Below are 18,813 nucleotides of genomic sequence, written 5' to 3'. Positions count from 1 at the left end.
CTCAGGATCGCGCCCGCGGGCGACCCGGGTCTTGAACGGATGTGCGCCGCGCGGGCGGCTCGTGGCCTCTGCGGGTCTACGGTGGAGACGCCACAACCGTCCTTTGTGTCTGGAGCCGTATGAGCGAACCCGATCTCGACAGCCTCCGGCTGCTCGTCGGCGTCGCGTCGGCGGGGAGTCTCTCCGCGGCGGCCCGCGCGGCAGGGGTCTCGCAGCAGGCCGCCTCGGCCCGCATGGCCGCCCTCGAGCGCGAACTCGGCCTCCCGCTCCTCGCGCGCACCTCGCACGGCACGCGGACCACCGACGAGGGTGCGCTCGTCGTCGAATGGGCGACCGACCTGCTCGCCGCCGTCGAGCGGTTCGCCTCGGCGGCGCGGGCGCTGCGACCCGCCTCCGCCGGGAGTGTGCGCGTCGCGGCGAGCATGACCGTCGCCGAGCATCTCGCCCCCGCGTGGCTCACGGCGCTGCGTGCCGCCGAGCCCGGCATCCGCATCGAGCTGACGGCCGCGAACAGCGTGGCCGTGGTGGAGGCCGTGCGCAGCGGCGACGCCGACCTCGGCTTCATCGAGACTCCCGACCTCCCGGCCGGGCTCGCGCACCGCGCGATCGCGTCCGACGAGCTCGTGGTCGTCGTGGCGCCGGGGCACCCGTGGTCACGGCGCCGCTCCGGAGTGACGGCGGAAGAGCTGGCCGCAGCGCCCCTCGTCGCGCGGGAGACGGGGTCCGGGACCAGGCTGGCCCTCGAGCGCGCGCTCGCCGAGAAGGGGCTGACCCCGCTCGAGCCGGCGCTGGAGCTCTCCACGACCAGCGCCATCCGCTCGGCCGTGGCGGCGGGAGCGGGACCGGCGGCGCTCAGCATCCTGGCCGTCCGCGATCAGCTGGAGCGGGTCGCGCTCGTGCAGGTGCGCGTGCGCGACCTGCGTGTCATCCGCCCCCTCACCGCCGTCTGGCGTTCGGGTGCCGAGCCGGCGACGCCGCCTGCCGCGCAGCTCCTGCGCCTCGCCACCCGCTGAGAGGCGCTCGCCGCTCGGCGGGCCCCACCGAGGTTCGCGTCGTGGTGCCTATTCCACTCCCGGAAGGCGCCACAACGTGAACCTCGAAGGTCGCGCTGCTCCGATCACGCGCGAGGGCGCCGCATCCCGCCCGAGGGATGCGGCGCCCTGTCGTCACGCCGGGGTCGGCGTCACTCGGCGGTGCGGCGCCGGCGCGAGACCAGCACCAGGCCGCCGCCAGCGAGGAGGACCGTCAGACCCGCCAGCAGCCAGAGCCCGATCGCCGATCCGGTCGCGGCCAGCGCGTCGGAACCGGTCGCGGCCGTTCCGCTCCCGGAGCCCGACGAGCCGTCCCCGCCGGCCCCCGGGCCACCGGTGGACGCCGCGGGAGCGACGGTCACCGTGATCGGGTCCGAGACGGAGGCACTCGCCGTCGCGGTGCGGGCGAACGACGCCGTGACGGCGTGGTCACCCGCCGAGAGCCCGGAGGCCAGCGTCAGCGTCGCGACGCCGTCGACGATCTCGACCTCGCCCAGGACGACCGGGGCATCGGCGTCGACCGCTGCCGACGTCGAGGCCTTCGCCGAGAGCGCCGGGGCGGGGGTCAGCACGTCGACCGGTGCGCCGGCGTCGAAGAAGGTCACAGTCCCCGCGGTGTCCTGCCCGGTGACCGTCGCGGTGAACGTGACCTTCTCACCGGCCGTCGGCTTCTCGGGCGACGCGGTGAGGGTCGTCTCCGTCGGCGCGAGCACCGAGACCGTCACCGTGGCGACGCGGCCCGAGCCCGAGCCGGTCGCCGTCGCGTCGGCGGGGCCGAGGTCGGCCTCCTCCGCGATCGCGACGTCGACCGACGCGGTGCCGTCGGCGTCGGCGACCTTCGTGCCGAGGTCGGTCGTGCCGTACCGGAACGACACCGTCTCCCCGGCGCGGTAGCCGGTCGCGCGGAGGGTGAAGACGCCGCCGGGAGCGACATCCCCGGCCAAGGTCTCCAGCGGGACCGCGGTGGTCGCGGCGGCCAGCTCGGCGCACACGTCGCCCTGCACCCCGACCGGGGCGAGCGCGGGAACGGTTCCGGTGACCCCGTCGTCCTCGCGGACGGTGAGGTTGGCGAAGGCGCTCGCACCCATCACGGCGTTCGTGCTGTTCGTCACGCTGACCTTGAATGCCGAGCTCGGCGAGGCCGAGGCGGCGGAGTTGCCGAGGGTGGGCACGGTGACGGCCTTGCAGGTCTCGCCGGGGGCGAAGGCCACCTTCTCCATCCCGATCCCGACCAGGCCGGTCGCGGTGCCGATGACGGAGACGTACGCGGTGACCGCGGACTTCTCGGCGCGGTTGAGGTAGACCGCGACGTCGGCGGTGCCGGGTCCGTTGCCCTCCTCGACCGTCGTCGGTGCGACGTTCACCGTGGTGCGGGTCTGCACGACGGCGGTGCCGACGGACGGGGTGTCGAAGGCCAGGTCGGACAGGTACACGCCGCCCGTGCCGGTGCCGTCGGCGCCGACCGCCGCGGTGAGGCGCACCTCGCGCACGTCGGTCAGATCGATGCCGGTGATGGTCGAGGTCGGGATCGTCAGCTGCTGCAGGACGACCTTGTTGAGCGTGGTGTTCGTACCGCCCGGCATCCGGTTCACCGCGAGCGGGTTCACCGCCGAGGCGGCGACGGCGAACGACTTGCCCGCTCCGTCGACGACCGTGATGCGGAAGTCGGTGCCGTTCTGCACGGCTTCATCCGGAGCCGTCTTCAGCGTGAGCTGCGACTGGCGCGACACGTCACGGTACTTCGCCGGCACGGTCACCCGCAGCTCGCCGGTGCTCGGGACCGCCGGGTCCGTGGTGGACGCCCCGGTCCAGAGGAACCGGGTCACCGGGAACTCGGGGACGTTCGGGGCGAACGAGCCGGGGGTCCAGTGAGGCACCTGGGCGGACGCCTTCGTGGTCGCGCAGAAGGGCAGCGACTGCGGAACGGTGCGCCCGGTCAGGTTGGTGCAGACCGCGGCCGTCGCCCCTCCCGAGACCCGCACGAGCGAGCTGGTCTCGGTGAAGTCGGTGACGAGGGACGTCTTGGACGCGGGCTGGCTCGCCATGGTGCGGACGTCCGCATAGGTCGTGGACGAGGGCGGCGAGGAGGAGCACGAGAGCCGGGCTGAACGGTCTCTCAGATAAGGAGGCTAGAGGTACCGCACCGGCTGTCGGGGGTGCGGAAACGGACTGGTAACACAACGTTTACGGCGAGCAAATAAACAAGCCGCCGGTGATCAGAACGGGGGTGCCGGTGTCAAGATCCGGCCCTCCCCAGTCCGGGGGAGAGACAGTCCGTGTGCTGGCGTACGTACGACAGGAACTCTTCTACTGAAAGAAGTCTTTACGGTACGTAAATCGAGGCGGGATGCCGATTCACATAGCAGGGGTTCTCCTAGATTCGCCTGTGGGCGACCTCGCCCATCCCACCTCACCAGTCAGGGAGTCCCATGCTTTCCACCACCAAGGTGCGCGCCGCGTCCATTCTCGGCGCTGTCGCCGTCGCCGGTGCTCTGTCCCTCACGGCGGTGCCCGCCAATGCGGCCGGCGCCGAGATCTCGATCGCCTCGACGACGTTCACGTTCGACGACTGGGGCTCCGGCCTCGCGATCACCGGTTCCGGCTTCGACCCGAGCGCAGACGTGACCGTCTCCCTCGTGGACGTCGAGCCGGGCGGCACGACCGAGCTCGACAGCGCGATCGTCTCGAGCGACGACACCGGCGCCATCACGACGGACTGGACGCCCGGCGTCCGCGCGTGGCTGCCCGAGTCGGCGGACATCGATCTCGGCTACCTCGCGGTCGTCGCCACCGACGGCTCGGGCAACACCGCCGCCGAGGTGCCGCTGACTCTCCTCGCCCCCACGGGCATCTGGACGGACGCGTCCACGATCACGACGGCCGAGCTCGCGGACGAGAACGTGGGCGCCATCGTGTGGGCCGGCGGCTACACCCCTGGCGAGAACGTCACCACGACGATCGTCTACAACGGCCACACGTTCACGCACACCGACCCCGCGGACCGCTTCGGCTCCGTCGCGTTCAGCTGGACGATCGTCGCGGGGACCGTGGACGCCGGGACCATCGGGTTCACGCTCGTCGGCGCGGACTCGGGGCTCTCGCAGTCGATCAGCATCGAGGTGACCGGCCCGACCATCGACCTGGGCGGCGTCATCGAAGACGAGACCACTCCGGCCGCCGTGACGCCGGCCGGTGTCGCGACCAGCAGCCCGCGCGTCGCCGGCTGACCTTCGGCATCTCCGGCCGGCGGCACCTCCTGGTGCCGCCGGCCGTCTCCGTTCCACCAGCCCGGATCACAGGGAGAGCATCCATGCCGAAGCCCCGAGCCCTCATCGTCGCCGCGTGCGTCGCGACCGTCCTCGGCCTGGCGGGGTGCGCGCAACCGGACTCCGTGCAGGCCCCCAAGCCCTCGTCGACCGGCACGGCCGTTCCGACCGAGGCCGCCTCGACCGCGCCCCCGGTGCCGGCTCTGACGCGATCCGAGATCGCCGATCTCCCCGCGGCGGTGTACGACGCCGCGATCCCCGGACTCCAGCCCGCCCCGGCCGGAAAGCTCACCGCGTCGACGGCGCACCGTGTGATGTTCGATACCCCGCTCTTCGCCGCCGACCGCGTCACGCCCGTCGCCCGCATCCCCTCCACCGATTTCCGTGGCCAGCGCACCGTGGTCGTTCCCCTCGAGCTCGATGGACCGTGGGCCCTCGTCCTCACCCCCGCGCGGCAGGTGCTGCCGTCGCAGGTCGCCGCGGGCGAACCCTCGGCTCCGGCGCAGACGGTGGCTTGGATGCCCGCAGCGAGCCTGGCCGGTTCGACGACCCTCGCGAAGTCGGTGCTGATCTCGGTCGGGGAGCAGACGCTGAGCATCCTCGACGCCTCCGGATCCGTCGCCGCCTCGTGGCCGGTGGGCGTCGGCACCGACGAGACCCCGACCCCCACCGGCGTCACCGGGTACCTGCAGGCGCGATACACGGATGCCGACCAGGGCCAGGCCGTCCACCCCATCCAGCTCACGACGTTGCACGCCACGGCGGCCGACGAGCCGTTCGGGGGAGCGGACGGCGGCCTGATCGGCATCCACTACTTCGAGCAGAGCAGCGGCGCCGTCTCGCACGGCTGCATCCGCGTGTCCGCCGACGCGCTCGCCGCCGTGAACGCCCTGCCCCTCGGATCGCTCGTCGCGATCGAGGGGTGACCGCCTCAGGCGGCGACCGCCTCCTCGGCAGTGGCCAGCGCGGCCTCCGCCTGCTCGGGGGTGGCGACCAGGGCCTTGCGCGATGCGGCGAACAGGGCGGCGCCGAGAGCGAGGACGAGCAGCTCGGTCACCGTCATCGCCCAGATCACGCCGGTGATCCCGAACACCGCGTTGCCGATGAGCACCACGGGGATGAAGAGGATGCCCTGGGCGACGGACATGATCGTCGCGTTGCGCATCTGCTCCGTGGCCTGGAAGACGGCGATGATCAGGCCGGTGAAGCCGTTGAACAGGGTCGAGACGAGCATCGCGGTCAGGATGAGCGTGCCGTCCTCGATGACCGACGGGTCGGCACTGAAGAGGGTGAACACCTGGTCGCGGAAGAGGAACACGATCGTGGAGAAGACGAGCACGATGCCCGCGATGGCGACCGCGCTGCCGGTGATGGCCTTGCGCAGCCGGGCGCCGTTGCGGGCGCCGAACGCGTAGGCGAACAGCGGGATGGCGCCCATGAAGACGCCCATGCAGATCATCTCGGGCAGCTGTGCGATGCGCAGGGCGACACCCATGGCGGCGAGCAGGGACGCGCCGTAGCCGATCGCGATCCAGTTCATGACGAGCGTGGTGACGATGAGAAACGACGACATCAGCAGCTCGGACGCGCCGACGCCGAACACCGTGCTCAGCATCTCGCGATCGGCGCGGAAGAAGCGCGGGGCGAGCGAGACGGTCTCGCTGCGGCGGGTGAGCCACCAGACGTAGTAGGCGACGGTCACGATGTTGGAGAGGCCGAGCGCGATGCCGGCGCCGAGGACGCCCCAGCCGAGGCCGAGGATGAAGATCACGTCGAACACGAGGTTGGCGATCGTCGAGGCGATCAGGCCGGTCATGGAGGCGACGGCCGCCCCCTCGGCGCGGACGAGCTGTTCGAGCGCGAAGGCCGAGACGTAGACAGGAGCGAAGGCGAACATCGCACCGATGTAGAGCGCGGTGGGCTCCAGCGATGCCCCCGATGCCCCGACCGCCATCGCGATGGGGGTCGCGAAGATCACGCCGAGCACGCCGATGACGACGCCGCCGGCGATCGCACCCCAGAAGGTGAACGACGAGACCTGCTTGATCCGGGTGGCCGCAGCCTCCACGTCGGTGCCGGGCTCCTCCTGCGAGCCGAGGAGGCGCGACACGAACGTGCCGCCGCCGACGCCGAAGACGCCGCCGACCGCCATCACCAGCGCGAAGACCGGGAGGGAGAAGGTCAGGGCCGCGAGCAGCGGGGTGGAGTGGAGGGCGCCGACGAAGCCGGCGTTGATGATGTTGTAGACGGCGCCGACCGAGAAGGCGGCGATCATGGGCACGCAGAGGTGCACGAGCGCCCGCCAGATGGGCGCGGACGAAAGAGTGGCGCGGTTGGATGAGGACATGACGATGTCTCCGTTCCGGTGAACGGCTGGGAAGCCTGGGGTGATCTGAGGAGGGTGCCGTCGAAGGCGGCGGCCGGTCTAGCGGCGGCGGCGGTTGAGCTCGGTGGCGCTCGGCGGCGGGGCGTCGCCCGCCTCCACGACGGAGTCGGCGAGCGGCTGGAGGAGGGCGATGAGGGCGTCCTGGTCGGCGTCGTCGAGCACCGCGAAGATGCGCTCCTGCGCGGCGGTCATGACGTCGTCGAATCCGGTGACGACCTGGGTGCCCTCCGGGGTGATGCGGATGAGCTTCGCCCGAGAGTCCGTCGGCGACGACTCGCGGGTGATGTAGCCGCGCTCCTCCAGCCCCTGCAGGAGGCTGGTGACGCTGGCCGGCGTGGTGCCCGACATCTCGGCCAGTTCGCGGGCGATCACTCCGCGGTCCCGGTTCTCGTCGAGGTAGGCGAGGGTGAACGACTGCGAGCGGGTGAGCCCGCTCTGGCGGATCCACTCCTCCCCGGCGGCCCGCTGCGCGAACAGGATCGTGCGCAGGAGGTCGGCCAGCCGTTCGGTCCTCGATGTCATAGTTAGAACTCTAATCATTAGAACTCTAACTGTCAACAGGCAGCGCCCAAACGGTTGTTACCGCACATTGCGGCACCCGAGCGACGCCGCCCGTCGCCGCACTACCGTGTCAGCCATGACCGCCGACACCGTCGTCACGACCACCGCCCCTCCCCGCGCCCGCGTGATCGCCTCCGACGAGGAGGCCCGCGCCGTCGCCCGCGACTTCGCCGAGTCCGTCCGGGAGTACGCGGCACAGATCGACGCCGAGCGCCGCATCCCGGCCGAGGTCGTCGACGCGTTCAGCGCCACCGGGCTCTGGGCCATCACGATCCCGCGCGACCACGGCGGCGCCGACGTCTCGCAGGCGACCCTCGCCGACGTGATCGCGACGGTCTCCGCGGTGGAGCCGTCGCTCGGGCAGATCCCGCAGAACCACTTCTGCCTGGTCGAGGACATCCGTCTCTCGGGCACCGCGGAGCAGAAGTCCTTCTTCTTCGGCCTGGTGCTGGCCGGCGCCCGCTTCGCCAACGCGTTCTCGGAGGCCGGCGGGAAGAACGTCGCCGAGATCCAGACGCGCCTCGTGACCGACGGCGACGAGGTCGTGGTCACCGGTCGCAAGTTCTACTCCACCGGCTCCGCCTATGCGCACTGGATCCCGGTGCTCGCGGTCGATGAGAGCGGCCTCGAGAAGCTCGTCTTCGCCGAGCGCGACGCCGACGGGCTCACCGTCGTCGACGACTGGTCCGCGTTCGGCCAGCGCGCGACCTCCAGCGGCACGGTGCTGCTCGAGGGGCTGCGCGTGCCGGCCGACCGGGTGTTCCCGATGCACACTGAGTACGAGAACCCGACGATCGCCGGGCCGTTCGCCCAGCTGACGACGCTGGCGATCGACCTCGGCATCGCCCGCGGCGCCATCCGCGAGACCCACGACGCCGTGCGCTCCGCCCGCCCGTGGATCGACAGTGGCGTGGACTCGGCCAGCAAGGACCCGCTCACCCTCGAGCGCGTCGGGCGCCTCGACATCGACCTCGCCGCGGCGGAGGCCCTGACCGAGAAGGCGGGGGAGGCCGTGGATGCGGCGAAGCCCGCCGCCGACGCGCAGAACGTGGCCGCGGCCTCCATCGCCGTCGCCCGCGCCAAGGTGCTGACGACCGAGCTCGCCCTCGAAGCCTCCACACGTCTGCTCGAACTCGGCGGCACCCGCTCGACCCTCGGCGCCAAGGCGCTCGACCGGTACTGGCGCAACGCACGCGTGCACACGCTGCACGACCCCGTGCGCTGGAAGTCGGTCATCGTCGGCGACTACGTGCTCAACGGCACGCTGCCCGCCCGCCACTCCTGGATCTGAGCGGCGGCGACGGGATGGCGCAGCAGATCCGCCTCAACGCCTTCACCATGAACAGCGTCGGGCACCTCTCGCCCGGCCTGTGGCGTCACCCGCGCGACGAATCGCGGCGCTACCTCGACCTGGACTACTGGACCGATCTGGCCCAGACCCTCGAGCGCGGCCTGATCGACGCGGTCTTCCTCGCCGATGTGCTCGGCGTCTACGACGTCTACGGCGGCAGCCGGGATGCGGCCCTCCGCGGCGGCGTGCAGGTGCCGGTGAACGACCCCCTCCAGCTCATCCCGGCGATGGCGGCCGCGACCGAGCACCTGGGCTTCGGAGTGACGGCGAGCGTCTCGTTCGAGCACCCGTATCCGTTCGCCCGGCGCATGTCGACACTCGACCACCTGACCCGTGGCCGCATCGGCTGGAACGTCGTGACGAGCTACTTGAACAGCGGCGCCCTCAACCTGGGCGTGAGCGGGCAGGAGGCCCACGACCGCCGCTACGAGATCGCGGAGGAGTACCTGGAGGTCGCCTACAAGCTGTGGGAGCGCAGCTGGGACGACGACGCGGTGGTCGCGGACGCCGAGACCGGCGTCTACGCGCATCCCGACCGGGTGCATCCCATCGAGCACGAGGGCGAGTTCTTCCGCGTCCCCGGCATCCACCTCAGCGAGCCGAGCCCGCAGCGCACGCCGTTCCTGTTCCAGGCGGGCGCGTCGCCGCGAGGAGTCGCGTTCGCGGCCCGTCACGCCGAGAACGTGTTCGTGGCCGCGCCCTCGAAGAAGGTGCTGAGCGCGCAGGTCGCGGCGCTCCGGGAGGCCGTCGGCGAGGCCGGGCGCGACCCGGGCGCCGTCGCGGTGGTCAACCAGCAGACCGTCATCGTCGCCGAGACGGATGCCGAGGCGCAGCGGCGGCTGGAGGAGTACCTGTCGGTCGCGTCCGCCGAGGGCGCGCTGACGCTGATGTCGGGATGGACGGGGATCGACTTCTCACGCCTCGATCCGGACGCCGTGCTGCGCGACCAGGACTCGAACGCCATCCAGTCGGTCGTGCGTGCGTTCAGCGCTGCCGACCCCGACCGCGAGTGGACCGTGCGCGAGATCGCCGAGTACGCGCGCATCGGCGGCGACGGGCCGGTCATCGCCGGGTCGGCGGAGACCGTCGCCGACGCGCTCGAGGAGTGGGTGGACGAGACCGGCGTCGACGGGTTCAACCTCGCTGCGGCGGCGGTGCCGGAGACCTTCGAAGGCGTGGTCGACCTCCTCGTGCCCGAGCTGCAGCGCCGTGGTCGCTACCAGACGGCCTACCGGCCGGGGACGCTCCGCGAGAAGCTCTCGGGCGCCGGCCCACGCGTCGACGCGACGCATCCGGCGGCCGCGGTGACGCTGGGCGCGGTCGCCGCAGGCAACATTCGGTAATCGAGCGAGACAGCGGGCACCTCGCGCCGCTACATTCCCTCCAGCCCGGCACCACCAGCCCGAGCCCCCATCCCGAACCCCCGGCCGCGACAGCGTCCACCCGAACCGCGAGGACCCCATGGCCATCGACGACCAGACCGCGACATCCGCCCCGGCGGCAGCCCCCGCCCGCACCCGGCTCCGAGGCAACCTCGGCGTCGCCTCCATCGTCTTCATGGTGGTCGCGGCCGCGTCGCCGCTCGGCGTGATCGGCGGCCCGGTGCCGCTCGGCATCGCCGTCGGCAACGGCGCCGGCTTCCCCGCGACGTTCATCATCGCGACCGTGGTGCTCCTGCTGTTCGCCGTCGGCTTCACGACGATGACCCCGCACGTGAAGTCCGCCGGAGCGTTCTACTCGTACGTCGACCGGAGCCTCGGCCGCAGCGCCGGGCTCGGCACCGGCTTCGCCGCCCTGCTGTCCTACCTGACGCTGGAGGCCGCGGTGTTCGGCCTGATCGGGCCGGGCGTCGACTCCCTGCTCGGGTCGTACGGGGTGCCGAGCATCCCCTGGTGGATCTACGCCTTCGTCGCGTTCGCCGTCGTCGCCTTCCTCGGCTACCGCAACATCGAGCTCTCGGGCCGGGTGCTCGCCGTCCTGCTGATCGCCGAGGTGGCGATCGTGCTGGTGCTGGATGCGGTCATCGTGTTCAGCGGCGGCGGCCCGGAGGGGCTTTCCACCGGCATCGTGACGCCCTCGGCGATCCTCTCGGGCGCCCCGGGCATCGGCATCCTCTTCGCCATCCTCAGCTTCATCGGCTTCGAGGCGACCGCCGTCTTCCGCGACGAGGCGCGCGACCCCGACCGCACCATCCCGCGCGCCACCTACCTCTCGCTCGTGCTGATCGGCGTGTTCTACGCGCTCTCCAGCTGGGCGCTGATCAGCGCCGTCGGCGACTCGAAGATCGTGAAGACGGCCACGGACCACGGCGGCACCCTGCTCTCCGACGTGACGCAGACGTACCTCGGGACGGTCGGCGAGCACATCATCCAGGTGCTGTTCGTCACCAGCCTGTTCGCGTGCATCCTGTCGTTCCACAACATCGTGTCGCGTTACGTGTTCACCCTCTCGGGCCGTGCCGCCCTGCCGCAGCGTCTGGGGCACGCGCACCCGCGCTTCGGGTCGCCGCACCGCGCCTCCATCGCCGCCGGCGTCGTGGTCGGCGTGCTGCTGGTCGTCGGGGCGGCCACCGGTCTCGACCCGATCAACCAGTACTACACCTGGCTCGCGGGCTTCTCGTCCGTCGGCATCGTGCTGCTGCTGGGCATCACCAGCGTGGCCGTGCTCGTGTTCTTCGCCCGGAACCGGACCGCCGCGTCGCTGTGGCGGCGGGCGATCGCGCCGGGTCTCGGCCTGCTCGGGCTCCTGGTCTTCCTCGTGCTGATCCTGCAGAACCTGCCGACCCTGGTCGGCGGCAGCGTGCCGCTGGCCGTCGGGATCGTGGCGCTGCTGCTCGTCGCCTTCGCCCTCGGCCCGATCGTGGCGCGCCTGCGCGCGACCGCGGGCGTGCGCGAGGACGACTGACGCTCGCCGAGGCGGCGCATGTTGCGCCGCCTCGGCACCATTCGTGCGATTTCGAGCCGCCTCGACGCGTGGGCCAGAGGGCCAGCTGATGTGTACGCTTGTACAATGAGTTCCGTCGCCCGCCGCAACGCCCTCTTCGCGCTGTTCTTCCTGCCCGGCATCACCATCGCCTCCTGGGTGACGCGCACGCCGGACGTGCGCGATCTGCTCGGCGCCTCCACCGCCGAGATGGGGCTTGTGCTGTTCGGGCTCTCCGCCGGATCGATGATCGGCATCCTGTGCTCCGGTGCGCTCGTGTCGCGCTTCGGGTCGCGGCCGGTCATCGCGGTCGGCACGTCCCTGATCGCCGCAGGATCGGCGACCATCGGCATCGGGGCGGCGCTCGGCTCGGCGCCGCTGGTCGCGCTCGGCCTGGGGCTCTTCGGTCTCGGGATGGGCGGCGGCGAGATCGCGATGAACATCGAGGGTGCGGAGGTCGAGCGCGCTCTCGGCCGCTCGACCCTCCCGGCGCTGCACGGCTGCTTCAGCCTCGGGACGGTGGTCGGCGCCGTGATCGGGATGCTGCTGACCGCGATCGCGTTCCCGGTCGTGGTGCACCTGGTCGTCGTCGCCGTGATCGTCGTCGCCGGGCTGGTGGTGGCGATCCGGTTCATCCCCGCGCCGCTGCCGAGGGCCGTGCGGGTCGCGGCCTCCGCCGCCGACGGCCCGCGTCGCCGGCCGCAGGTGTGGAAGGACCCGCGCCTCCTGCTCATCGGCTTCCTCATCCTGGCGCTCGCGATGGCGGAGGGGTCGGCGAACGACTGGCTGCCGCTGGTCATGGTCGACGGCCACGGCTTCGACGCGGCGCTCGGCTCGGCGGTCTTCGCCGCCTTCGCCGCCGCGATGACCGCGGGCCGGTTCGTCGGAGGCCGCTTCGTCGACCGCTTCGGCAGCGCGGCGGTGCTGTGCGCCAGCGCGATCGTCGGCGCGATCGGGCTCGCGCTCGTCATCTTCGTCGACGATCAGATCGTCGCGGCCGTCGCGGCCGTCCTGTGGGGCCTGGGAGCCTCCCTCGGCTTCCCCGTCGCGTTGTCCGCAGCGGGCGAATCGGGCGAGCATCCGGAGGCGCGGGTCGCCCTCGCCGCCACGATCGGCTACGTGGCGTTCCTCGTCGGGCCTCCCCTCCTCGGCTTCCTCGGCGACCACTTCGGCCTGCGCCACGCGCTCATCGTGGTGCTCGCCCTCGTCGCCCTCGCCGCGTTCGCGGCCCCGGCGACCGCGCGCCGCCACGCGGCCGTCGCTTCGCGACCGTAGACCCGCACCGCGCGGCCCGCTCGGCGCCCGGCGACGCGGCGATTTCTGCACGCTTTCGCGGCGAGAAGGCGGACAGTTCGCCGTGTGGGCGCGCCGTCAGCCGCGGGCGCGGCGCGCCTCGATGCGCGCGCCGAGGTCGCTGAACACGCGGTCTGCGCCCGCGTTGCCGCGGCAGCCGAGCCACATGACGAACGGCGCCTGCTCCTCGCCCATCGACTCGGGCATCCACTCGTCGATCCACGCGGACACCGCGCGCATCGCGAGGTCGCCCCGCACCGCGAGGCCGTCTCCGCGCGGCAGCCAGGTGAGCTGGATGCCGGGCGGGACCGGCCAGATCATCGCGTCCATCCCGTCGCCGACCTCGAGGAAGATCTGGCCGTAGGCGTCGACCGGCAGGCGGGTGACGAGCGGCTGGAGCACGGGGAGGTCGGTCTCGTCGCCGACGAGGAGGAAGTGGGCGGGCACGCTTCCGACGCTAGCCGAGCCTGCGTAGTTAGGCAAGGCTTACCTAAGTCAGGCTTGCAGGACGACCGCCATGCCCTGGCCGACGCCGATGCAGATCGCCGCGACCCCGATGCCGCCGCCGTGAGCGGCGAGGGCGTGCGCGAGATGACCGACGATGCGCGCGCCGGAGGCGCCGAGGGGATGCCCGATCGCGATGGCGCCCCCGTGCACGTTGACCTTCGCCGGGTCGAGTCCCGGCCAGAGCCGCAGGCAGGCGAGCGACTGTGCGGCGAAGGCCTCGTTGAGCTCCACCAGGTCGACATCGTCCCAGGTGAGCCCTGTGCGGGCGAGTGCGCGCTCCGCCGCCGCGACCGGGGCGATCCCGAAGGCGTCCGGTTCGTTGCCCACGACGGTCCGGGCCACGATGCGCGCCAGCGGCGGGGTGTCGAGCGCGCCTTCGGCGCCGAGCAGCAGCATCCCCGCGCCGTCGTTGAGCGGGGACGAGTTGCCGGCCGTCACCGTGCCGCCCTCCTGGCGGAACGCCGGCGCGAGAGCCGCCAGAGCCTCCGGCGTCGAGTCGGACCGGATGCCCTCGTCGCGGTCGAGCGCCACCCCCGGTACCGGCACGATCTCGGCGGCGTACGCGCCATCGTCCCAGCCCGCGGCCGCCGTGCGATGCGAAGCCAGCGCGAACGCGTCCTGCTCCTCACGCGGGATGCCGAACCGGTCGGCGAGCAGCTCCGCCGTCTCGCCGAGCGGGATCGTCCATTCGGCGGGCATCGCCGGATTCACGAGTCGCCAGCCGAGCGTCGTCGAGACCAAGGACTGGTCGGCCGCCGGGAACGCCCGGTCGGTCTTCGGGAGCACCCAGGGCGCCCGCGTCATCGACTCCACTCCGCCTGCCACCACGAGGGAGGCGTCCCCCGTCTCGACGGCCCGGCTCGCCTGGACGACGGCCTCGACCCCCGACCCGCATAATCGGTTCACCGTCGCTCCGGGCACCGTGACCGGCAGGCCCGCGAGGAGCACCGCCATCCGCGCCAGGTTCCGGTTGTCCTCGCCCGCCTGGTTCGCGTCGCCGAGCAGCACGTCGTCGATGCGCGCCGGGTCGAGCCCGGGATGCCGGTCGAGCAGCGCGCGCAGCGTGGCGGCGGCCAGGTCGTCCGGTCGCACTCCTGCCAGCGCCTTGCCGTAGCGGCCGAACGGCGTGCGGACGGCGTCGTAGACGAACGCGGCGGTCATCGTGGCTCCTCACGGACCGCGCGCCTCGTCGCGACACGGCCCTCCGCCAGCCTAAGTCGTCAGACGAACGCCCGGTGGATCCAGTCGAGTTGCACCTGCGCCAGCACGGCGACGATCGCGTAGCTCGCGACCGTGATCACCGGCACCCAGCCGTACAGGATCCCGCAGACCCGCCGCGTCCGTTCGGGAAGCGGGATGGTGCCGGTCTTCAGGTTGTAGAGGGTCGCTCCCCAGAAGGTCGGGATGGTGACCGCCCACGTGACCATGCACCACGGGCACAGCACGTTCAGGACGGTCAGCGAGGCGGTGATGAGGAACACCACGAGCGCCATCGCGAGCACCACGCCGGCGTTGAAGGCCAGCCAGAACCAGCGGGCGAGGCGGCCGCGGCTCGCCAGGATGGCCACCCCCGCCGCGATCGTCGCCGTCCAGCCGATCAGCCCGAGCAACGGGTTCGGGAATCCGAGCAGGGAGCCCTGCCACGAGGCGAGGTTCGTCGCGCAGCCGATGAGCACGTTGAAGCTGCAGGTCAGCTGCGCGTTCGGGTCGCGCAGCATGTCGAGCTTGTCGATCGTCAGCAGGAAGGCGGCGGCGAGCCCGATCGCGCCCGCCACGATGAACCAGGCGGCGAGCAGGCGCGGACGGGGGTCGAGTCGAGGTGCGGTGGTCATCGGCTCACACCGGCCAGGGGAGCATGCAGACGCCCACGATGAGCGCGGTGGTCGCCGTGATCGCCAGCGAGGCGGCGGCGGAGTGCCGCCGTGCCCTCGGCGTGGATCCCCAGAGCTCGGCCCGCGCGCAGGTGCGCTCGGCGTCGCGCACGATCTCGCCCGTTCCCGGGAGGCCGAGGTCGAGCAGGCCACGGCGGACCTGCTGCCGGATGAGGGCGGCCTCCTCGACCGTCATCGACGTCGCGCCGCTCATCGCACGACCTCCGGCTCTTCGCGTCCATCGGCCGGCTCTTCGAGTCCCCTGGTCAGCGGAGCCGGCTCGTTCACCATGCCGTGGTGCAGGTCGAACGCCGGCGACTCCGACCGGATGCGCGGGATCGAGGTGAAGTTGTGCCGCGGAGGTGGGCAGCTCGTCGCCCACTCGAGCGACCGTCCGGTGCCCCACGGGTCGTCCACGGTCACCTTGGGAGCGCGGCGCCAGGTCAGGTAGATGTTGATCAGGAGCGGGATCATCGAGGCCGCCATCACCGCGGAGCCGACCGTCGAGAGCTGGTTCATCCAGGTGAAGCCGTCCTCGGGCAGGTACGTCGCGTACCGGCGCGGCATGCCGATGACGCCGAGCCAGTGCTGGATGAGGAACGTCAGGTGGAACCCGACGAACAGCAGCCAGAAGTTCCATTTCGCCAGCGTCTCGTTGAGCATCCGGCCGGTCCACTTGGGCCACCAGTAGTAGAGACCCGAGAAGGTCGCGAAGATCACGGCGCCGATCAGTACGTAGTGGAAGTGCGCCACGACGAAGTACGTGTCCGAGACGTGGAAGTCCAGCGGCGGGGAGGCGAGGATGACGCCGGTCAGACCGCCGAACGTGAAGTTGATCAGGAACCCGATCGCGAACAGCATCGGGGATTCGAAGGTCAGTGAGCCGCGCCACATGGTGCCGACCCAGTTGAAGAACTTCACGCCCGTCGGCACGGCGATGAGCATCGTCATCAGCGAGAACCACGGCAGCAGGACGCTGCCCGTGACGTACATGTGGTGCGCCCAGACGGTGATCGACAGGGCGGCGATCGCGACGGTCGCGTACACGAGGGTCTTGTAGCCGAAGATCGGCTTGCGGCTGAAGACCGGGAACACCTCGGACACGATCCCGAAGAACGGCAGCACGATCACGTAGACCTCGGGGTGGCCCCAGAACCAGAACAGGTGCTGCCAGAGCAGTGCGCCTCCATTGGCCGCGTCGAAGATGTGCGCCCCGAACACGCGATCCGCCATCGCGGCGACGAGAGCGGCGGCGAGGACCGGGAACGCCATGAGCGCCAGGATCGACGTGATCAGCGTGTTCCAGGTGAAGATCGACATCCGGAACATGGTCATGCCCGGTGCCCGCATGGTCATGATCGTGGTGACGAAGTTGACCGACGAGAAGATCGTCGCGAAGCCGAGCAGGATCGCCCCGGCGAACCAGAGCGTGTTGCCCAGCCCCGGGGAGAAGGTCTGCGAGGCGAGCGGCTGATACGCGAACCAGCCGAAGTCGGCGGCGCCCTGCGGCGTGAGCAGGCCGCCCGCGGCGATCAGGCCGCCGAACAGGAAGCACCAGAACGAGAACGCGTTCAGCCGCGGGAACGCCACATCCGGAGCGCCGAGCTGGAGGGGGATGATCACGTTGGCCGCGCCCGTGAAGAACGGCATCGCGTAGAGCAGCAGCATGATCGTGCCGTGCATCGTGAACATCTGGTTGTACTGCTCGCCGGTCAGGATGTGCAGCCCGGGCTCGAACAGCTGCGCCCGGATGAGCAGGGCCATGATGCCGCCGATGGCGAAGAAGACACCGGACGCGACCATGTACATGTAGCCGATGGTCTTGTGGTCGGTGGAGGTGATCCAGCTCACGACGATGTTGCCCTTGCGGGTCGGGCGGGGGAGCGCTCGCTGCTGCGGAGGGTCGACGGTGGTCGTGGTCATCGCTCGATCCTCGCGGTCGCTCGCGAGGCGTGCGGGCGGGAATGCCGGAAATAACCGCACTGTTGTGGAGGCCTCCGGCGCTCTTCTACAATGCGTAGAAAAGACGCCCGTCCGGGCGCACGAGGGTGAGGAGCGCGCGTGGCACAGCGGGAGACGACCGGTATCCGGCGCACACTGGTGTCGTCTCCGCGCCTGCGGCTCCTCGACCTGCTCCAGCAGGAGAGCCCCCAGACCGCGACGCGCCTGGCCGCTGCCGTCGACCTCCACCACAACACCGTGCGCGAGCACTTGGAGAGGCTCATCGACGACGGGCTCGTCGTGCGAGCGTCCGAGCACCGCACGGTGCGTGGGCGTCCGCAGATCTTCTACTCGGCAGCGACGGGCCTCGACGGCGCGAGCGAGAGGGCGCGGACGCAGACGGGCGACGCGATCGCGCTGGGCCGCGCGTACCGGCGCGCGTTCCCCGACACACTCCCCGACGCCGCAGGCGGCGGTGACGATCGCGCACGCGAGGCGGCGGACGCGCAGCTCGACGTGCTCGAGGACTACCTCGACCGCTGCGGCTTCGAACCGCGCGTCGACCGCGCGGCCCTCGAGATCCGGCTCTGCTGCCCCTTCGGCGACCTGCGCTCCGAGCTCGCCGAGTCCCTGTGCTCGGTCGACCGCCGTGTGGTCTGCAGCGTGCTCGCCCGCGTCGACGGGCCGCTCGACGTGACGGGCATCACGCCGACCGAGGCGGCCGGCACCTGCGTTCTGACGATGGAGCGGCGGGCGTAGGCCGAGCTACTGACTACTCCAGTGCGAGCTCGCGACGCCAGTGCGCGAGGAACTCGGCACCGGCGTCGTCGTGGATCGCGTCGCCGATCGTGATCACCTCGTAGGGCCGGTCCAGGATGCCGTCGGCGGGACGCACATCCACGTGCGCCACCTCGAAGCCGGCATCGTGCACGTAGTCGGCCATCTTGTAGTCGCTGCGGGAGTCGCCCACCGACCGCCACCGGCGGGGGAGCGGCCCGCGCTCGGCGAAGTACTCGAAAGCGCGCTGCGCACCGCGGTCCTTGTCGAGCAGCACCGACTCGATGTCGGTCGAGATGATCGTCGGGTCGATGCGGAACGGCACGTCACCGGCCGCATCGGGTGTGGAGCGCTCGCCGTAGCGCAGCCCGAGGCCGAGCCCGGTCAGGAGGTCGAACGCCGCATCCTGGAACCGCGGTTGGGCGTCCTTGTAGGTCTCGGAGTCCACGTCGGTGCGCTGCTCGACCGAGATCATCGCGCGCTTCGTCTCGTCGAAGAACATGGTGTCGGCGAACCGGTCGCGCACGAGCGACCGCACCGCGTCGACGGCATCGGGCGTGAAGGCGACGGATTCGTCGACCGTCACGGCGCCCATCCCCGTGCCGGTGATCGGGGCCCACGCGCCGCCCTTCTCGAAGACGCCGAACATCCGCGCGCCCTGCTGATCGAGCGCCTCGCCGAGGCCGGCGTCGAGCAGCGGCGCGACGACCTGGTTGCGGATGAAGTCGCCGGAGCGCCCGGTGATGAAGGCGATCGGCACCCCCGCCGCCGCGATCGCGACGAGGTCGGTGACGATGCTCCGCACGTTGATGGTGCGGGTCACCGGGCTCGCGAGCGGCCCGTCGACGTCGAAGAGGAGTCCAAGATTGTGCACACCCCATTGTCGCCGATGGTGCGCGGCGTCACA

17 protein-coding genes are annotated in these 18,813 nt (G+C 71.4%); 8 read left to right on the top strand and 9 right to left on the bottom strand.

Features of this window, described 5'->3' with window-relative positions; all coding sequences use genetic code 11:
- The first annotated feature begins 119 nt into the window (after positions 1-119).
- On the top strand, positions 120-1,013 hold the full coding sequence (locus ACFVU2_RS02650) for a LysR substrate-binding domain-containing protein (protein ID WP_387870616.1): 894 nt from the start codon (positions 120-122) through the stop codon (positions 1,011-1,013).
- Between the two features lie 170 nt (positions 1,014-1,183).
- Here the strand turns inward: ACFVU2_RS02650 and ACFVU2_RS02645 are convergent, their stop codons facing one another.
- Positions 1,184-3,076, bottom strand: coding sequence for an Ig-like domain-containing protein (locus ACFVU2_RS02645; RefSeq protein ID WP_387870613.1), 1,893 nt, complete (start codon positions 3,074-3,076; stop codon positions 1,184-1,186).
- Between the two features lie 384 nt (positions 3,077-3,460).
- On the opposite strand from ACFVU2_RS02645, the gene ACFVU2_RS02640 reads away from it, so the two are divergent.
- Complete coding sequence (locus ACFVU2_RS02640) at positions 3,461-4,258, top strand: hypothetical protein (RefSeq protein ID WP_387870610.1); 798 nt, start codon at positions 3,461-3,463, stop codon at positions 4,256-4,258.
- 83 nt (positions 4,259-4,341) lie between these two features.
- Positions 4,342-5,223 carry a L,D-transpeptidase family protein gene (locus ACFVU2_RS02635; protein WP_387870607.1) on the top strand — a complete coding sequence of 294 codons (882 nt, stop codon included), beginning with the start codon at positions 4,342-4,344 and terminating at the stop codon, positions 5,221-5,223.
- A 5-nt stretch (positions 5,224-5,228) separates the two neighbouring features.
- On the opposite strand, the gene ACFVU2_RS02630 is transcribed toward ACFVU2_RS02635, so the two are convergent.
- Entirely contained in the window at positions 5,229-6,644 is a 1,416-nt protein-coding gene (locus ACFVU2_RS02630; RefSeq protein ID WP_387870606.1) for an MATE family efflux transporter, read from the bottom strand.
- Positions 6,645-6,722: 78 nt separating this feature from the next.
- Entirely contained in the window at positions 6,723-7,205 is a 483-nt protein-coding gene (locus ACFVU2_RS02625) for a MarR family winged helix-turn-helix transcriptional regulator (RefSeq protein ID WP_387870603.1), read from the bottom strand.
- 115 nt (positions 7,206-7,320) lie between these two features.
- Here ACFVU2_RS02625 and ACFVU2_RS02620 point away from each other — a divergent pair, with 115 nt between their 5' ends.
- The 4 genes from ACFVU2_RS02620 (at position 7,321) to ACFVU2_RS02605 (ending at position 12,792) form a co-directional block, all read left to right on the top strand.
- Complete coding sequence (locus tag ACFVU2_RS02620) at positions 7,321-8,535, top strand: SfnB family sulfur acquisition oxidoreductase (RefSeq protein WP_387870600.1); 1,215 nt, start codon at positions 7,321-7,323, stop codon at positions 8,533-8,535.
- A 14-nt stretch (positions 8,536-8,549) separates the two neighbouring features.
- Positions 8,550-9,938, top strand: coding sequence for an LLM class flavin-dependent oxidoreductase (locus tag ACFVU2_RS02615; protein WP_387870597.1), 1,389 nt, complete (start codon positions 8,550-8,552; stop codon positions 9,936-9,938).
- A 118-nt stretch (positions 9,939-10,056) separates the two neighbouring features.
- The gene (locus tag ACFVU2_RS02610) at positions 10,057-11,499 is read left to right on the top strand and encodes an APC family permease (RefSeq protein ID WP_387870594.1); all 1,443 of its coding nucleotides are present in this window, start codon (positions 10,057-10,059) and stop codon (positions 11,497-11,499) included.
- A gap of 105 nt (positions 11,500-11,604) precedes the next feature.
- Positions 11,605-12,792, top strand: a complete 1,188-nt coding sequence (locus ACFVU2_RS02605) for an MFS transporter (protein WP_387870591.1) — start codon at positions 11,605-11,607, stop codon at positions 12,790-12,792.
- A 96-nt stretch (positions 12,793-12,888) separates the two neighbouring features.
- Here ACFVU2_RS02605 and ACFVU2_RS02600 read toward each other — a convergent pair whose 3' ends face one another.
- Genes ACFVU2_RS02600 through ctaD form a run of 5 tightly spaced genes read right to left on the bottom strand, consistent with a single transcriptional unit; the run spans position 12,889 to position 17,111 of the window.
- Positions 12,889-13,257 (bottom strand): SIP domain-containing protein, encoded by a 369-nt coding sequence (locus tag ACFVU2_RS02600; RefSeq protein ID WP_387870588.1) that lies wholly within the window; start codon positions 13,255-13,257, stop codon positions 12,889-12,891.
- 48 nt (positions 13,258-13,305) lie between these two features.
- Positions 13,306-14,478 (bottom strand): thiolase family protein, encoded by a 1,173-nt coding sequence (locus ACFVU2_RS02595; RefSeq protein ID WP_387870586.1) that lies wholly within the window; start codon positions 14,476-14,478, stop codon positions 13,306-13,308.
- 59 nt (positions 14,479-14,537) lie between these two features.
- Positions 14,538-15,149 (bottom strand): vitamin K epoxide reductase family protein, encoded by a 612-nt coding sequence (locus ACFVU2_RS02590; RefSeq protein WP_387870583.1) that lies wholly within the window; start codon positions 15,147-15,149, stop codon positions 14,538-14,540.
- 4 nt (positions 15,150-15,153) lie between these two features.
- Positions 15,154-15,402, bottom strand: coding sequence for a hypothetical protein (locus tag ACFVU2_RS02585; protein WP_387870581.1), 249 nt, complete (start codon positions 15,400-15,402; stop codon positions 15,154-15,156).
- Positions 15,399-17,111 (bottom strand): cytochrome c oxidase subunit I, encoded by a 1,713-nt coding sequence (gene ctaD / locus ACFVU2_RS02580; RefSeq protein ID WP_387870578.1) that lies wholly within the window; start codon positions 17,109-17,111, stop codon positions 15,399-15,401. Before ctaD ends, ACFVU2_RS02585 begins: the two co-directional genes overlap by 4 nt.
- 138 nt (positions 17,112-17,249) lie before the next feature.
- Between ctaD and ACFVU2_RS02575 the strand changes: the two genes are divergently transcribed.
- A complete protein-coding gene (locus ACFVU2_RS02575; RefSeq protein WP_387870575.1) occupies positions 17,250-17,888 on the top strand; it encodes a helix-turn-helix domain-containing protein in 639 nt (212 codons plus the stop codon).
- Positions 17,889-17,901: 13 nt separating this feature from the next.
- On the opposite strand, the gene ACFVU2_RS02570 is transcribed toward ACFVU2_RS02575, so the two are convergent.
- A complete protein-coding gene (locus ACFVU2_RS02570) occupies positions 17,902-18,780 on the bottom strand; it encodes a hypothetical protein (RefSeq protein WP_387870572.1) in 879 nt (292 codons plus the stop codon).
- Positions 18,781-18,813: the final 33 nt, after the last annotated feature.

The organism is Leifsonia sp. NPDC058194 (assembly GCF_042883605.1).
Classification (GTDB): Bacteria; Actinomycetota; Actinomycetes; order Actinomycetales; family Microbacteriaceae; genus Leifsonia.
This window is presented reverse-complemented; position numbering and strand designations above follow the sequence as displayed.

Excerpts from the sequence above, each read along its gene's own strand:
- ACFVU2_RS02650 (WP_387870616.1), top strand. The coding sequence starts at position 120 with ATGAGCGAACCCGATCTCGACAGCCTCCGGCTGCTCGTCGGCGTCGCG.
- ACFVU2_RS02645 (WP_387870613.1), bottom strand. The coding sequence starts at position 3,076 with ATGGCGAGCCAGCCCGCGTCCAAGACGTCCCTCGTCACCGACTTCACC.
- ACFVU2_RS02640 (WP_387870610.1), top strand. The coding sequence starts at position 3,461 with ATGCTTTCCACCACCAAGGTGCGCGCCGCGTCCATTCTCGGCGCTGTC.
- ACFVU2_RS02635 (WP_387870607.1), top strand. The coding sequence starts at position 4,342 with ATGCCGAAGCCCCGAGCCCTCATCGTCGCCGCGTGCGTCGCGACCGTC.
- ACFVU2_RS02630 (WP_387870606.1), bottom strand. The coding sequence starts at position 6,644 with ATGTCCTCATCCAACCGCGCCACTCTTTCGTCCGCGCCCATCTGGCGG.
- ACFVU2_RS02625 (WP_387870603.1), bottom strand. The coding sequence starts at position 7,205 with ATGACATCGAGGACCGAACGGCTGGCCGACCTCCTGCGCACGATCCTG.
- ACFVU2_RS02620 (WP_387870600.1), top strand. The coding sequence starts at position 7,321 with ATGACCGCCGACACCGTCGTCACGACCACCGCCCCTCCCCGCGCCCGC.
- ACFVU2_RS02615 (WP_387870597.1), top strand. The coding sequence starts at position 8,550 with ATGGCGCAGCAGATCCGCCTCAACGCCTTCACCATGAACAGCGTCGGG.
- ACFVU2_RS02610 (WP_387870594.1), top strand. The coding sequence starts at position 10,057 with ATGGCCATCGACGACCAGACCGCGACATCCGCCCCGGCGGCAGCCCCC.
- ACFVU2_RS02605 (WP_387870591.1), top strand. The coding sequence starts at position 11,605 with ATGAGTTCCGTCGCCCGCCGCAACGCCCTCTTCGCGCTGTTCTTCCTG.
- ACFVU2_RS02595 (WP_387870586.1), bottom strand. The coding sequence starts at position 14,478 with ATGACCGCCGCGTTCGTCTACGACGCCGTCCGCACGCCGTTCGGCCGC.
- ACFVU2_RS02590 (WP_387870583.1), bottom strand. The coding sequence starts at position 15,149 with ATGACCACCGCACCTCGACTCGACCCCCGTCCGCGCCTGCTCGCCGCC.
- ACFVU2_RS02585 (WP_387870581.1), bottom strand. The coding sequence starts at position 15,402 with ATGAGCGGCGCGACGTCGATGACGGTCGAGGAGGCCGCCCTCATCCGG.
- ctaD (WP_387870578.1), bottom strand. The coding sequence starts at position 17,111 with ATGACCACGACCACCGTCGACCCTCCGCAGCAGCGAGCGCTCCCCCGC.